The sequence below is a fragment of the Tenacibaculum halocynthiae genome (genome assembly GCF_964512825.1).
Classification (GTDB): domain Bacteria; phylum Bacteroidota; class Bacteroidia; order Flavobacteriales; family Flavobacteriaceae; genus Polaribacter; species Polaribacter halocynthiae.
This window is the reverse complement of sequence record NZ_CAZELG010000031.1, coordinates 82,792-98,502: the sequence shown is the minus strand read 5'-3', so window position 1 is coordinate 98,502 and position 15,711 is coordinate 82,792. Positions and strand designations below refer to the sequence as shown.

The window sequence follows — 15,711 nt, the reverse complement described above, 5'->3', positions numbered from 1 at the left end:
TACTGTTTGATTTTAATAATTAGATAAAATAATGTAGTAAATTAGCACTTCAAATTTTGTTGTTTTATGTTTTTTCTGAAAAAAAAAGAAATTCCTTTGAATGAAGTTTTTAATGATAATTTTGTTGATATACATTCTCATTTACTTCCAGGAATTGATGATGGTGCTAAAAATTTAGATAATTCTTTAGAGCTAATAAATACAATGTATTCGTATGGAATAAAAAACTTTGTTACAACACCTCATGTTTTAGGTGATGTTTATCCAAATTCTTCAGCGTTAATTTTAGAAAAAACAGAAATTGTAAAAAAAGAATTATTAGCTAGAGGTTTCAATGATATTAGTTTTAGATCTGCTGCTGAATATATGATGGATGAGCAATTTGTAGAACGATTAAAGAAGAAAGATATTCTAACTCTTAAGGATAATTTTATATTGGTTGAAATGTCATATTTTAATGCTCCTTATAATTTGTTTGATATATTATTTGAGATTCAATTACAAGGTTACAAACCTGTTTTAGCACATCCTGAACGTTATAATTTTTATCACAATGATTTTCAAAAGTATTATCAGCTTAAAAAATCTGGATGTGTATTTCAATTAAATTTACTTTCTTTAACGGAGCAATATGGAAAAGGTGTTCAAAAAATAACTCAAAAATTATTAAAAGAAAACTTATATGATTATGTAGGTACAGATACACATCATTTCAATCATTTAAAGCTTTTGACAAAAATAGGAGATAAAAAAATAATAAAACAAGTTGAAAATTTAATTAAAAACAATTCGTTTTTCAAATAAAAAAGGAAGTCTTAAAAGACTTCCTTTTTTATTTTTAATTAAAAATTTTCTTATACCAAGGTAAATCATCATCGTCAGCAATACCATAACCGTATCCGTATCCATAACCATAACCATAACCATATCCTCTTTTTAAATCTGTATCATTTAATACAATAGCTAAATTAGGTAGTTTTTTATCTGTATATAGTGTCTGTGGAACTACTAACATTCTTTTATCTAGGTAATTGGCTCTAGTTACATATAGTACCATATCAGCATTTTTAGAAATAAGTAAAGTATCAGTTACTAGATTAACTGGAGCTGTATCTATAATAAGATAATCATATTGTTTTCTTAATTCTTCAAATAATTTATTGATTCTGTCTGTCATCAATAATTCAGCTGGATTAGGAGGTATAGCTCCTGATGCTATTATATCAAGTTTTGGAATTTCAGGAATAGAAAACTTTAAAGAATCTAATGTTACACTTTCATTAGTAATGAAATTAGTAATCCCTTTACGATCAGGTATTTCTAAATACTCTGTAATCTTTGGAGCTCTTAAATCCATCCCAACTAAAACAACCCTCTTACCTGAAAGAGAAAGAGAAGCAGCTAAGTTTATCGATGTAAATGATTTTCCTTCACCACTTGTAGTAGACGTTACAAAAATTGTTTTACCTACATTGTCTTTTGACTCAGGTAGCATAAAATCAAGATTTGTTCTTATTAATCTAAAGGCTTCAGCTGTACTAGATCTTGCACTAGAATTAATTACAATTTTCTCTTTAGTATTTGAATGAGGTACATCGCCTAAAAAAGGAATAGAAGTAAGCTCCTCAATGTCCTTTTTAGTATGCACTTTTGTGTCTAATAAATCTCTTAAATAAATAAAGATAAAAGGAATAATTAAACCTAGTAGTAAAGCAGCTAGATAAATAATTTTTCTTTTAGGGCTTACAGGTATATTTGAACCATAAGCTTTATCTATTATCTTAGCATTAGGTACTGCTGTTGCTGTTAATGATATAGCGGTTTCTTCTTTTTTCTTCAATAAATAAGAATATAAACCTGCTATAATTTCTTGTTGACGAGCGATATCTAAAAACTCTCTTTCTTTAGTCGGTATAGAAGAAATTTTTGAATTATATCTACCAGCTTCTTTTTTTAAATTACTAAGATTAATTTCTAATAATTTCTCTCTATTAAAAATACTTCTCTTTAGTGACTTCTTTAAGTTTTGTATATTATCTTCTAGCTCAATTACCACTGTGTTTTTTGCGCCAGCACTTTTTAATAATCTCTTTTTCTGGGTTAGTAATTTATTATATTCATTAACAGAAAAAGCCATGTTAGGGTCTTCTAAACCTAAATTAGCAGGCAACAAATCATCTTTAGAAATTTCATCATTCAAGGCTTTTACTAAACTTAGTTGAGTGCTCGCTTCAATTAATTTTTGTCTATTTAAGGTGTTTGTTTGTAGTATTAATTGTGCTTCAGATTGTATATCAGTTATGTTGTTGTTATTCTTGAAGTTTTTAACATTATCATCAAGATTAGCTAACTCCGTGGCAACATTTTTAAGCCTTTCAGTAATAAATGTATTGGTTCTTTCAGATACTAATTGTTTATCGTATATGGCATCTATATTATATTGCTTTACTAATTCATTTAAAATGTCTTCAGCTTTTTCTTTGATGGTTGATTGTAAAGAAAGTTTTAATACACTCGACTTCTTACTAAGTGCACCAACACTAATAGCTTTTTTATAAACATCAATTGTTTTGTTTCTTGGTCTTATAAGGACTTTAATTGTATTACCTATGTGATCATTATTAAAAAAAAATGTTTTATTAATAATGATATTAGGTAAACTAGTTTTTTCTGGTTTAACACCAAAAACTTCTTCCGATATTTTAGATTGATCCTTGTCAAGTAAAACAAATTTATCTTTTGACAAAATCCTAACAAAAAAGATAGAATCCAACGATTCATTAGTATTATTCAATAATACTGAAATTGGTTTGTTATTATAAATCTCTGATTCTTTTATTCTTCCTTCAGAAAAATAAATAAAATCTAGTTTTAAATTTTCAATAACATCAGAAATTAATTTCCTTGATCTTATAATTTCTATTTCATTATCAATATTGTTATTTGAACCACCAATAATACCTAAATCTCCAAAAGCTGCTAATTCATCAGATAAGCCACCCTTTTTATCATTTTTAATTAAAATTATTGCTGAGGCACTATATTTAGGGGTTGAATATCTTAAGTAAAGAAAAGCTCCAATCAACGAAAAAAATAGACCTAAGACAAACCATTTCCAGTGTATAAGATACTTTTCAAGCTCTGCTCTAATATTAATAGTATCATTATCTTGTATTTTATGTGTATAATGCTCTTTTTCCATACTATGTTATCTAGTTAATATTGAAATTAAAGAAATAAGTACTGATCCTATTGAAATAAATAAACCAGTGTTTTGGTTGTAAGAAGCCGATTGAGATCTAGCTTTATTTGGTTGTACGTACACAATATCATTTTGTTGTAAATAATAAACAGGAGATGTGAAAAGTTTATTTGACCTTAAATCTAATTTATAAGTAGTTATCTTATTACCTTCTTCTCTTTTAACTTCAATATTTCTTATTCCAGAAATATTTAGATCACCTGCTAACCCAATAGCATCTAAAACAGTTATTCTTTCATTAGGTATCTTGTAAGAACCAGGTGTTTTTACATCTCCTAAAACAGTTATTTTAAAGTTAGAAATTATAATATTAATAGTAGGTTTTTTTATGTAATCAGGATCTAATTTATTTTTCAATAGTTTTATAGTTTCAGACCTTGTTAACCCTGCAATTTTTAAACGTCCTAACAAAGGAAAATCAATATATCCTTTGTTGTCAATTAAATAAGCCTGCTGTTGTGGGGTTCCAATAACACTATTTGTAGTAGTTGCATAAGTTACAGCAGGAAGATTAAAGGGTTTTACAGCTTCAATGTCTAATGCCGAAACAGTTATTTGGAGTAAATCGTCTGGTTTGAATACTGTTTTATAACTATTAGAAACTTTAGCTTGCTCTACTTGATCATTTTGGAAATATATAATGTCTTTTTTAGAGACACACGACGAAAGAATTGTAATAAATAAAATTAAAACAATTTTTTTTACTTTTTGCATTTGTTGAAAATTTTTTGCGAAAGTACTAATTTAATTTTTGATTGTAGAATCTAATTTCTCATAAATCGAATTTTTTGAGATGTATTCAGGAACAATATCTTTTATAAATTGTACAGTCTTTTGATTATTGTGATCACCATTTGAGATGCATAATTCTATAATTTTTTGTCTTATAAAAGTGTAATCAATTTCTTGATTTTTTGCAATCATGATTTTTTCATGATAAGTAGGAGATGTGTTTTCCCCATTTGCAAGTAATTCTTCATAAAGTTTTTCTCCTGGACGTAAACCAGCTATTTTTATATCTATATCATCAGGGAAACGCAATCCAGATAAATGAATCATTCGTTTTGCAATGTCATATATTTTTACAGATTTACCCATGTCGAAAATATAAATTTCACCTCCATTTCCCATAGTTCCAGCCTCAAGTACTAAACAGCAAGCTTCAGGGATTGTCATAAAATAACGAGTAATATCTTTATGCGTAACAGTTAAAGGGCCCCCGTTTTCTATTTGTTTTTTAAATAAAGGAATAACTGAACCATTAGAACCCAAAACATTACCAAAACGGGTGGTTGTAAATTTTGTTGTATGATTAGTTAAATTACTTAAGCAGCTAATATACATTTCAGCAACACGTTTTGTTGCTCCCATTACATTTGTAGGATTAACAGCTTTATCGGTAGATACCATTACAAAACGTTCTATATTATGCTTTACAGATAAATCGGCTATATTTTTTGTTCCTCCAATATTAATTTTTACAGCTTCATATGGACTCATTTCCATCAAAGGGACATGTTTATAGGCAGCAGCATGGAATACTTTATTGGGTTTGTAAGTTTCAAATATACCAGACATTCGTGTTTTATCTTTTACATCTGCAACAATTGCGGTAAAGTTCCCTTTGTTTTTTTGTATTAGTTCTTGCTGAAGATCATAAAGAGCAGATTCAGCTTGATCAATTAAAATTAGATGTTTGTAGTTATTGTATGTGCTAAGTTGTCTTGATATTTCTGATCCAATTGAACCAGCAGCACCAGTTACTAATATTACTTTATTGTTTATATCTCTCTTAACAATAGGGTTGTCTATTGAAATAGGTTTTCTGTCTAGAAGATCTTCAATTTTTACTTGTTTAATTTGATTAGCCTCTAAATCCCCATCGATCCATTTTGATAAAGGAGGCACTATTTTTACTTTAACATCTAATTGAAGTAATTTATCAGTTAAATAAAGTAGCTTTTCTGATTTTATATTTTGAATAGAAATAATAATTTCATCAATTTCTTGTTTCTTGATGAATTGACTATCGATTTTTTTCTTTTCATAAATTTTTATTCTATTTATTTTTTTTCCTAGTTTTTTTCGATCATCATCAATAAACCCAACAACTTGGTATTTGTTTTTAGTATCTCTATTTAATGCTCCGTAAGTTATTAATCCAGAGTCACCAGCACCGTATATTAAAACGTTAGTAATATCGTCCAATTCTGAAGAGATAATTTCAAAAAAAGCTTTAAAAACATATCTACTAACTATTAAAATTAAAATAGAAATTAAATAATGAATAATAATAATAGATTTTGGAATTGTAAAGTTTGGAATAACTTTAAAAGTATTATTTAATAAAACAATACTTATTGAAATCATTGAAAGTAATGTAACACCTACAAAAACATTGAAAGCATCTCTTGTTCCTGTATGTCTAATGATACCTCTATATGATCCTACTGTTAGAAAACTTATAAGAGCTACTATAGCAATAAAAGGAATTTGAATGTATAAACTTTCTAAATTGAAATTTAAACTTGCGTTAAAGCGAACACTGTAAGCTAATATGAATGAGATACATATTAATATAATGTCAATAGTTAAAACAATCCACTTAGAAGCGTATTTATCTATAATTTTAAGAAATAAATTTTTAATCATTTATATATTGTAGAGATATCTACGAAATTACAAATTAATATTAATACTTTTTCAGGGGAGTTTTAGACTTGTAAGGGATGATGATTAGATTTTTTTCATTTGCTTTTTCATCATTTGCATTTGTTCTTTTAACATTCCGTGTTTATCTAATTTTTTAGCTTCAGCCATCAAATTCGTAGCTTCACGTTTGCGTCTTTTAGTCATTGCTATTCCTGCTAATTGCAATTTAGCCATAGCTAAGTCATGATCCATTGCTAAACCTAATTTAACGGCTTTTTTTAAGAATTTCTCAGCTTGTGTAATATTAGTTTGAGAAAGCATAATACCGTGAAGATAGTTATAATACCCTTCCTGCTTTTGAATTAATGCAGATGAAGGGTTTTTAATATAAGTTAACCACTTTTTAGCGCCTTCAAAATTTTGTTTACGTAATTGTAAAAAAGCTAATAAAATAAATTCGTTTTTAAAATAGAATAAAATAAAAATACCCGCTAATAGTAGTATAGAAATTCCATTCATAATATGTCCTTGAGTAAACTCATATACAGACCATATTGTTATTAAAGCAGCTAAAACTAATTTGATATTTTTATTAAACATAATTGAATATAATTCTTTTTTAATGATGAGCAAAAGTACATTTTTTATGAAAATGTTTTTACTTCTTGTAAAATTTTTGATTTTTAAACCATGCAATAACTCCTAATAAAGAAACAAAAGCTATAGATAAATATACTGATGTTGGTGTAATTACCTTATCTCCACTAGCATATGAGTGTAGTCCAGAAAGATAGAAATTCACACCCATATAGGTCATCATAACTGAATAAAATGCAATAACAGACCATAAATTAAAGGTAAATCTTCCACGTAAACCAGGTATTAAACGCATATGTAATACAAAAGCATATACCATAATAGATATTAAAGCCCAAGTTTCTTTTGGGTCCCAGCCCCAATAACGTCCCCAACTTTCATTTGCCCACATACCGCCTAGGAAATTTCCAACAGTAAATAATATAAGACCAACATTTATTGCCATTTCATTAATAATGGTTAACTCTTTTATGTGTAAATCCATTTTCTTTTTATTCTTTTTGTTAGTAAATACCATTAAGAATAAAGTAACAATACCTAAAATCATTCCTAGTCCAAATGGGCCATAAGCTGAAACAATTATAGAAGTATGAACCAATAACCACCAAGAATTTAATACTGGTTGTAAATTAGCAATTTCTGGATCTATCCAGTTTTGACCAGCAAACATTAAAATTACAGAAACTAAAAATGTACTAGCTCCAATAGTTAATGCAGATTTTCTACCCAACAATAAGCCAAATAACATGGTAGCAAAAGCAACAAATATTAAGCTTTCATATGCGTTACTCCAAGGTGCATTCCCGCTTATGTACCAACGCATACCTAAACCAACAACATGAAAAATAAATAGTAAAATTGCTAAACCAATCAATCCTTTTATTGTATAATTTAAAACTTTTGATTTATTATAGAAGATTTGTAAAATCACAAATAAAACTAGTAAAAGACCAATAAGAGCATAGTATCTTGATAGCTTTTGAAAAATATTAATATTATTATAAATAATCTCTAAATCTACTTTGTCTTCTGAAGGAATAACTTCTGCTCCATATTTTTTTTGAAACTTTTTAATTCCGTCTAAAATTTTATTGGTTTCTGTGTAGTTTCCAGATTTTTTTGAAGCTTGTAGAAGTTTTAAATAAACAGGCAAAGATTGACGTACAAAAACTGAATCTGTTCCTTTAAAACCGGCATGTAATGTTTCTGGTTGAGAAACCCATTTATTGTTTTCATCACCAGGAATTGGATAGATTTTTAAAATTCCACCACCAATTGCACTATACAGTAATCCAACCCTTCTATCAATTTTGATTAAATCAGTTTGGAATTTATTTTTAATTTTTGTTTTTTGAGATTCTTCTACAGCTGCTTTAATTTTATATTCTCCAGTTGCTGTAACAAAATCTGATAATCTTGCATATTTAGCATCTTCTGGTAAATCTAAAACTTCACGAATATCTTTATTAGCAGATTTAGCTAAGTAAATTACAGGTACTTCAAACCAAAACCTTGGGCTTTCAGCAATAGATAATAAAACTTGACTTGGAGTCATGCCTTTAAAGCTTTCAGTTTGTGCTACTTTTCTAATCAATTCAGAAGCAAAAGTATGTGCAGGCTTCATTCTTCCTCCAGCATCTTGTATAACTAATTTACTGAAAGATTTAGCATGTTTTTTATCAACTTTGTTTGCAGATAAAATACTATCTATTTGTTGATTAGAAAGTTTTTTATGTTGACTGTGTTGCTGAGCGTTTATTGTATTTGTTAAAAGGAAAATAAATACAATAAACATTGTAAGTTTTTTCTTTTGAACCTTTTTTAAAGAGTTCTTTAAATAATCAAAACGAGTATTCTTTGAAAATAAGGAAGCAATTAAACCAAAAAACAATAAAAAGTATCCGATATAAGAAACCCAGGTTCCCCAAAAATCATGATTTACAGATAAATGGGTTTGTTCTTTATCTCCTTCTATTTTATAACTTGATTGAAAAAGTTTATACCCTTTATAATCTAAAATATGATTCATGAAAATTCTAAAATCAAAAGTTTCTTTTGGCGTAATAACAGTTATCTCACTACCATAGGCAGCTGCACTTTCTGATCCTGGATATTTTTCTAGTTGAAAGTCGTTTAATTTAACTTTAAAAGGGGTTTGTAATTGTTTTGCACCATACCATGCTCTAAAATTTAAACCACCGATACTAAAGTTTTCTTGATTGTCAACATTGTATTGACCACCATAAAAATTCACTCTTTTTGTTTCTCCATTAACCGATACATCAAAAATAACTGTGTCATATTTTTTCGGATCTTTTTTCCCACTAACAGTTTTCATTTCTCCTTTTTCTGGAGATTTTGGAACTACGAACTGCATTCCATTAATTGTATGCAATGTTAGTAGTTGAAAATTTTGAGTACTATCTTTTACTATTTTACCACGTTTCTGATCAGCCATTCTTAACCAGTCACCATCGTTTTTTGATGTTAGTTTTAAATTGTTATCTTCATAAAAAAAGTTAATAGAAGCGTTGTTGTTTGGAGCTTCAAAACCTACTAAAATATTATGTATGTTTTGTATAGTACCTCTCTTTATATAATGCTCATGTCTGCTACCACTTGAGCTTTCTACAAAAAATAAGTGTTCGGTTCCATTTTTATCTAAAACTAATTTACTTTCAGACCAAGGTATGTAATTAACCAAATTAAGTTCTATTTTATGTTCTTTTCCAGCTTTTTTAGGTTGAAAAGTTTCTGTAAAACTTGCTGAGTTTTTACCCCAAGCAGAAAGTAATAATTTATTTGCTGTTGTTTTTTGAAACTCATTATTATCAACAACTACATTTAAATAATTTGTTTCAGAGTAGAATGTATCGGTAGACTCACCTTCATCAATAATCATAATTCCCTCATAACTAATATAACGAGTAATACCAGCACCGATTATAATAAATAAAAAGGCAACATGAAATAATAAAACAGACCATTTTTCCTTTTTATATAGACGATATCTAAAGATGTTTCCAAAAAAGTTAATAGCAAAAAAGATCATGATAACTTCGAACCACCAAGTGTTATATATAAGTGCTTTCGATGTTTGCGTTCCAAAATCATTTTCAATAAAAGTAGCAACTGCCATTGCTACGGCAAATACGAGAAATAACACAGCTGTTAAACGTGTAGAATAGAGGATATTTAAGATTTTCTTCATCTGTAAATCTGATAAGTGTAAAACTTAGCAAATTTACGTATTAATGATTGAACAACATTATGATTTGAATCATTTTTAAGAGAGAAGTTTTGTTAAAGTTTTTGATGAGTTATTTGCCTATTTTTTCTCCCATTTTAACAAATGTTTCTATATGATTTTTAGTGTTATTTATAATATCATTATCTATTTTTAGTTTGTTTTTATCAACTAATAAAACGATGGTAGAACCTCCAAAAGCAAAGTATCCCATTTCTTCTCCTTTTTGTATTTGCGTGTTAGGTTTGTAAGTATCTATAATACTTCCAACCATAGTTGCACCAACTGGAGCTACTACTATATTTCCTTTTTCTTTAGTTTTAAGAATACAGTACTCTCGTTTATTTTCACAAAAAACTTTCGTGAAATTTGAAGCTAAAGCATAAGGAGAAACAGAAAAGTAGTCACCTTTTATTTTTGTCATTTTAGAAGGAGTTCCTTCATAAGGGAAATGATACCTGTGATAATCATTTGGAGCTAGTCGTAAAATAATTAAGGAAGAGTTTTTATATTCTTTAGCGAGTGTCTTATCTCCTAGAAATTCTTCTAAAGTAAATTTTCTACCTTTAATAAAAAAGTTATGTACGTCAGAAATATTTTCAAATGCTAACATTTTACCATCTCCAGGAGATATAAAATCACTTTCGATAGGTCTGGCGCTTTTTTTAAGTTTTCTGTAGAAAAAATCATTAAAAGAGGTGTAGTCTTCTATAGATTTTTCTGCTTCGTCCATGTTTATGTTTAACTCTTTTACAAAGCCTTTTATTTTGTTGATAGAGTTTGGTTTACTCATGAGTTTCCCGTACCAAGAAGATAAAAACTTTCGTTTTGCTAAAGGTAGTAGAGCAATTTTACCAAAAGGATTATTGTATAATAGTTTTAAAAAACCTTCGCCAGGTGGAGTTTCAGTATGCGTCTCACCTGTTTTTCTATCAATAAATTGAATTTTCATTTGAAGAAAATTATTAAAACGGTATTTGACTTTGAAAAAGACATTTGCCGAAATTGTTAAAACACAAAGTTAGAAAACAAGAGTAATAAAATACTATATATTTTGTTTTTACTTTTATTAAATATAAAAAGATAGCTTATTTTTAATTGTTAGCTTGATTTAAAAGTAAATCATATTTGATGTTGATATGTGTTTTTTCTAGTGCTAGATGATGGTTTCCAGTCGGGAGGCATAAATAAAATTTTTATTTTGTTTTTTATACTTGGAGTGGATCTTATGTCATGAAATAAATCTTTTAAAAGCCCAAATTGGCTGCTAAAAACGTTTTCTGTATTGATTGATTTACTCTCACTTTCAGTAATACCGTAAATTGGTTTAATAGTATCTAATTCTTCTTGATAGGTGTTGAATAGCCTATCCCATATTGAAAAAATATTTGAAAAGTTAGTGTCAAGGTAAATGGAGTTACTTGAATGATGAACCCTATGTAACATTGGAGTAATAAGTAGTTTATTTAGTAGTGGGGTTTTTCTAAATTTCGTTTCGTTTATATGGGTGAAAACACCGTATAATCGAGATATAACATCTACAGTTAATATCATATATGGATTTAAACCTATGATTGGTAGCCATACTAATATGTGAAAGTATTGAAAAAAATCAAAAAGAGAACCTCTAATAGCAACACTCATATTCATTTCTTTTGGGGTATGATGAACTCCGTGTATACACCAAAGAATTCTGACTTTATGTCCAGCATAATGGACTGCCCACCACAGGAAATCATAGGATAAAAAACATAATAACCATATATACCATTGGTTGCTAAGTGTCCAAAGGCTTATGTTTTCATAAAACCATATCATTATGTTTAGTTCTAAAGAAGCATAAAAGAGTAAGTAGGGTATTGTTCCAATCACTAGAGATAAAAAGCTAACAAGACTTTCTTTTTTTAGTTTTATTCTTTTTCCAATAAAAAGAAATGTTAGTTCAATTATTATTACAATAAATAATAAAGGTGTTGTGATTGAAGATATTTTTTCTAGCAAGGTTACGAAATTCGAATACATTACAAAATCAATTTTATTTTTAATGTAATTTTAGTGAAAGTAACCTAGAGAAAAAGACGTTTAGAGATAAAAAAAAGACGTTTTAAAATTGAAGAGATACTCATTTAAAAATAAGTAATAATATTTTAATAAGTAGCATGCTGATATAAAACCTAACAGCCCTATTTATTATGTAGTGCTAAATAAATAGGGCTATTAGTGTATTTTTTATTCTTCTATACTGTCAATAAGTATGGTAAGCATATCTATAGCGGCTTGAGCAATTTTGGTTCCAGGACCAAAAACACCTACGGCTCCAGCTTCAAATAAAAACTCATAATCTTGTGCGGGAATTACACCGCCTACAATAACCATAATATCTTCACGACCGTATTTTTTTAATTCTGCAATTACTTGTGGAACTAGTGTTTTGTGACCAGCGGCTAATGAAGAAATTCCTAAAATATGTACATCATTTTCAATAGCTTGTTTAGTGGCTTCTATTGGTGTTTGAAATAGTGGGCCTATATCTACATCAAAACCTAAGTCAGCGTATCCTGTAGCAACAACTTTTGCGCCACGATCATGACCATCTTGACCTAATTTTGCTATCATAATTCTTGGTCTACGACCTTCTAATTCAGAAAAATTATCGGCTAATTCAATAGCTTTTTTAAATAATTTGTCATCCTTTATTTCTTTACTATACACGCCAGATATGGTTTTATGTACTGCTTTATGACGTCCGAAAACGCTTTCCATAGCATCAGATATTTCACCCAAAGTAGCTCTATTTCTTGCTGCTTTAACGGCTAGATCTAATAGATTCCCAAGTCCATCTTTAGAGCATTGAGTTATGTTTTCTAGTGATTTTTTTACAGCTTCTTCGTTTCTGTTAGCTTTTAAGCTATTTAAGCGTTCTATTTGTGATTGTCTAACTGCTTCGTTGTCGACCTCTAATATGTGTAAAGGGTCTTCCTCTTCTAGTTGGTATTTGTTTACTCCTACGATTACATCTTGATTGCTGTCAATTTTTGCTTGTTTTTTAGCAGCAGCTTCTTCAATACGCATTTTAGGGATTCCTTTCTCAATTGCTTTGGTCATGCCACCAAGTTCTTCAACTTCTTGCATGAGTTTCCATGCTTTATCAGCAATGTCTTCGGTAAGTTTTTCTACATGATAGCTTCCTGCCCAAGGATCAACGGTTTTTGTAATATTGGTTTCTTGTTGTAGGTATATTTGAGTGTTTCTGGCAATCCTAGCAGAAAAATCAGTTGGTAAAGCAATAGCTTCATCTAGTGCATTAGTGTGTAAGCTTTGTGTACCTCCAAAAGCTGCGGCCATTGCTTCAATAGTTGTTCTGGCAACATTGTTAAATGGGTCTTGTTCTGTTAAGCTCCAACCACTTGTTTGGCAGTGAGTTCTTAAAGCTAATGATTTTGGGTTTTTAGGGTTGAATTGTTTTACAATTTTAGCCCATAGCATTCTACCAGCTCTCATTTTGGCTATTTCCATGAAATGATTCATTCCAATTGCCCAGAAAAAAGAAAGGCGTGGGGCAAAAGTGTCAATGTCCATACCTGCCTCTAATCCTTTTTTTATGTATTCTAATCCGTCAGCTAATGTATAAGCTAATTCAATATCAGGAGTAGCACCAGCTTCTTGCATGTGGTATCCTGAGATTGAAATTGAATTAAATTTAGGCATGTTGTCACTGGTATATTTAAATATATCAGCAATTATTTTCATAGAAGGAGTAGGTGGGTAGATATAAGTATTTCGCACCATGAACTCTTTTAATATGTCATTTTGAATAGTTCCAGATAATAATTCAGGAGCAACACCTTGTTCTTCAGCAGCAACAATATAGAATGCGAGTATAGGTAAAACAGCTCCGTTCATGGTCATTGAAACAGACATTTTATCCAAAGGTATTTGGTTAAATAGCACCTTCATGTCTTCAACTGAGTCAATTGCCACTCCAGCTTTTCCTACATCACCTTGTACACGTTCATGATCAGAATCATATCCACGATGTGTTGCTAGGTCAAAAGCAACAGATAATCCTTTTTGGCCTGCTGCTAAATTTCTTCTATAAAAAGCATTACTTTCTTCTGCTGTTGAGAAACCTGCATATTGACGAATAGTCCAGGGTCTTCGAACATACATGGTTGAATACGGTCCTCTAAGATTGGGTGCTATTCCTGCAACAAAACTTTCATGTTTGTAACTGTTAACTTCTGAAGTTTTATCTTGAGCTATTTTAATATTTGATATATCTTTTCTACTCATTTTCTAAACGTTCTTGTTCTAGTTTTTCAGCTAGTCTTTTTTGGATTATAGGCTGTATTAGTGTTTTTTTATTTCGCTTTTTTAAGAAAGGATCAATTTCAATATCGCTCTTCATTTTATCTTTTTCATTTTGAATTTTATTAGTACCTAATAAAACTAATAAACCATTATCAAATTGTTCTTGCTCTTTTATTGCAGATTCAGCTATTTTGCGCTGAATAGTTCCTTCTTGTAATTGTTTTAGAAATCCGCCACCATTTTCTATTTGTTTAAAGATGTCTAATGCTTGTTGTGCTAATTGGTTTGTTAATGATTCTATGTAATAAGTTCCATTAGCAATATGTTGTGCGCTTTCTAATTCACATTCTTCTTTTAGTACTAATAATTGATTTCTTGATATTCGTTCACCAAATTCATTTGGTTTGTGGAATAGTTTATCATAAGATAAATTAGTAATAGTGTCAGCTCCTCCTAGTATAGCGCTCATGCATTCTGAAGTAGTTCGAAGCATGTTTACGTTATAATCGTATAAAGTTTTATTTCGCAAGCTAGGTTGTGAAAAAATATGTGCTGTTGTTTCTTTTACATCGTATTCTTTTAGAAGAGAGTTCCATAGTATTCTGAAAGCTCTTGTTTTTGCGATTTCAAAAAAATAATTACTTCCAATAGAAAAATTAAAATGAATTTTATGAGCAGCTTCTTTACCAAAGTGATTAAGGTATTCGTTAGCATGTGCTAAAGTGTAAGCAAGCTGTTGAGTGATTGTTGCTCCTGAATTTTGATAGATAGAAGTATTTACGCAAATTGAATTTGTAGCGTTTTTTATAATAGACTCAATTTCTGTATGGTCTTCATTTTGACTTTTGTGCCAGTTTCCAGTGCTTGCTAAATTACCAATAATATCAATATTGAAATAGCAATTGTCAGAATTGATGAATTCTGATATGTCTAAAATTAGCTTTGAATTTAAGTGTTTAAATCTGAAATATAAAACAGTGTTTTGAAGGTCTATATTAATTAGAAGAGTTTTGTAATCTAAATGATTATTTACTATGAATTCAATACTGTTGGCTCCTCTTTTTAAGTAATCATTAGCTAAAGAGTTTGCTTTTTTTTCGTCTTCTACAGTGATTGATTGGCAAATATTGAACTCTTTTTTGGGAAGATGTATGTTTTGTTGAGTTCTATCTTCTTTAGTGTAAAAGGGTTTTACGGTGATTCCTTCATTAGTTTTCCATAATAAAGTATCGTTATAGTCAGCGCCTTTTAAGTCTACCTGTATCTTAGTTTTCCAAGCTTGAGACGTTACCTCTTGAAATTCGTTAAATAAATAATTATCCATTATTTTTTTATAGTATCAAATTCAATAATATATAAATCTTCGTTTTCTTTTTTCATAAGATATTTTTCACGTGCATAGCGCTCAAGTTCTAAAGAATCTTTCAGTTTTTCTATTGTCTCTTTGTCTATTGCAATTTTTTGTTTGTGATAGTCAATCCATGTTTCGAGCTCTTTAATCTCTTCATTAAACTCTCTATGGGTAAGGTACGAATTTTCATCTAAAAAAAGCATCCATATTATAAAGACAGTCAAAATAAGAATATAAATATTCGTTATAATTTTAAATGGAGATTTATTTTTTAGTGATTTTAAATTCATA

General features: G+C 29.1%; 11 protein-coding genes. 1 reads left to right on the top strand and 10 read right to left on the bottom strand.

Annotation, left to right across the window (positions count from 1 at the left end):
- Positions 1–66 precede the first annotated feature (66 nt).
- Positions 67–804, top strand: coding sequence for a tyrosine-protein phosphatase (locus ACKTTQ_RS12230; RefSeq protein WP_408049348.1), 738 nt, complete (start codon positions 67–69; stop codon positions 802–804).
- Between the two features lie 34 nt (positions 805–838).
- On the opposite strand, the gene ACKTTQ_RS12225 is transcribed toward ACKTTQ_RS12230, so the two are convergent.
- From ACKTTQ_RS12225 to ACKTTQ_RS12180, 10 genes are all read right to left on the bottom strand, one after another.
- On the bottom strand, positions 839–3,202 hold the full coding sequence (locus ACKTTQ_RS12225) for a GumC family protein (protein ID WP_408049347.1): 2,364 nt from the start codon (positions 3,200–3,202) through the stop codon (positions 839–841).
- Positions 3,203–3,208: 6 nt separating this feature from the next.
- Positions 3,209–3,976: a polysaccharide biosynthesis/export family protein gene (locus ACKTTQ_RS12220; RefSeq protein ID WP_408049346.1), complete on the bottom strand. Its 768-nt coding sequence runs from the start codon at positions 3,974–3,976 to the stop codon at positions 3,209–3,211.
- A 30-nt stretch (positions 3,977–4,006) separates the two neighbouring features.
- Positions 4,007–5,914 (bottom strand): polysaccharide biosynthesis protein, encoded by a 1,908-nt coding sequence (locus ACKTTQ_RS12215; RefSeq protein ID WP_408049345.1) that lies wholly within the window; start codon positions 5,912–5,914, stop codon positions 4,007–4,009.
- 84 nt (positions 5,915–5,998) lie between these two features.
- Entirely contained in the window at positions 5,999–6,514 is a 516-nt protein-coding gene (locus ACKTTQ_RS12210; RefSeq protein ID WP_408049380.1) for a DUF2892 domain-containing protein, read from the bottom strand.
- Positions 6,515–6,572: 58 nt separating this feature from the next.
- Entirely contained in the window at positions 6,573–9,722 is a 3,150-nt protein-coding gene (gene ccsA, locus ACKTTQ_RS12205; protein WP_408049344.1) for a cytochrome c biogenesis protein CcsA, read from the bottom strand.
- A gap of 109 nt (positions 9,723–9,831) precedes the next feature.
- On the bottom strand, positions 9,832–10,710 hold the full coding sequence (locus ACKTTQ_RS12200) for a phosphatidylserine decarboxylase (protein ID WP_093869151.1): 879 nt from the start codon (positions 10,708–10,710) through the stop codon (positions 9,832–9,834).
- 170 nt (positions 10,711–10,880) lie between these two features.
- Positions 10,881–11,780: a sterol desaturase family protein gene (locus tag ACKTTQ_RS12195; RefSeq protein ID WP_408049343.1), complete on the bottom strand. Its 900-nt coding sequence runs from the start codon at positions 11,778–11,780 to the stop codon at positions 10,881–10,883.
- Positions 11,781–11,987: 207 nt separating this feature from the next.
- Positions 11,988–14,051, bottom strand: coding sequence for a methylmalonyl-CoA mutase (gene scpA / locus ACKTTQ_RS12190; RefSeq protein ID WP_093869149.1), 2,064 nt, complete (start codon positions 14,049–14,051; stop codon positions 11,988–11,990).
- Positions 14,044–15,393, bottom strand: a complete 1,350-nt coding sequence (locus tag ACKTTQ_RS12185; RefSeq protein ID WP_408049342.1) for a methylmalonyl-CoA mutase subunit beta — start codon at positions 15,391–15,393, stop codon at positions 14,044–14,046. Before ACKTTQ_RS12185 ends, scpA begins: the two co-directional genes overlap by 8 nt.
- Positions 15,393–15,710 (bottom strand): FtsB family cell division protein, encoded by a 318-nt coding sequence (locus ACKTTQ_RS12180; RefSeq protein WP_093869148.1) that lies wholly within the window; start codon positions 15,708–15,710, stop codon positions 15,393–15,395. The genes ACKTTQ_RS12185 and ACKTTQ_RS12180 overlap by 1 nt, the downstream gene beginning before the upstream one ends.
- Between the last annotated feature and the right edge of the window lies 1 nt (position 15,711).

Bases quoted from the DNA above. Each gene is read 5' to 3' on its own strand.
- ACKTTQ_RS12230 (WP_408049348.1), top strand. From the start codon at position 67: ATGTTTTTTCTGAAAAAAAAAGAAATTCCTTTGAATGAAGTTTTTAAT.
- ACKTTQ_RS12225 (WP_408049347.1), bottom strand. From the start codon at position 3,202: ATGGAAAAAGAGCATTATACACATAAAATACAAGATAATGATACTATT.
- ACKTTQ_RS12220 (WP_408049346.1), bottom strand. From the start codon at position 3,976: ATGCAAAAAGTAAAAAAAATTGTTTTAATTTTATTTATTACAATTCTT.
- ACKTTQ_RS12215 (WP_408049345.1), bottom strand. From the start codon at position 5,914: ATGATTAAAAATTTATTTCTTAAAATTATAGATAAATACGCTTCTAAG.
- ACKTTQ_RS12210 (WP_408049380.1), bottom strand. From the start codon at position 6,514: ATGTTTAATAAAAATATCAAATTAGTTTTAGCTGCTTTAATAACAATA.
- ccsA (WP_408049344.1), bottom strand. From the start codon at position 9,722: ATGAAGAAAATCTTAAATATCCTCTATTCTACACGTTTAACAGCTGTG.
- ACKTTQ_RS12200 (WP_093869151.1), bottom strand. From the start codon at position 10,710: ATGAAAATTCAATTTATTGATAGAAAAACAGGTGAGACGCATACTGAA.
- ACKTTQ_RS12195 (WP_408049343.1), bottom strand. From the start codon at position 11,780: ATGTATTCGAATTTCGTAACCTTGCTAGAAAAAATATCTTCAATCACA.
- scpA (WP_093869149.1), bottom strand. From the start codon at position 14,051: ATGAGTAGAAAAGATATATCAAATATTAAAATAGCTCAAGATAAAACT.
- ACKTTQ_RS12185 (WP_408049342.1), bottom strand. From the start codon at position 15,393: ATGGATAATTATTTATTTAACGAATTTCAAGAGGTAACGTCTCAAGCT.
- ACKTTQ_RS12180 (WP_093869148.1), bottom strand. From the start codon at position 15,710: ATGAATTTAAAATCACTAAAAAATAAATCTCCATTTAAAATTATAACG.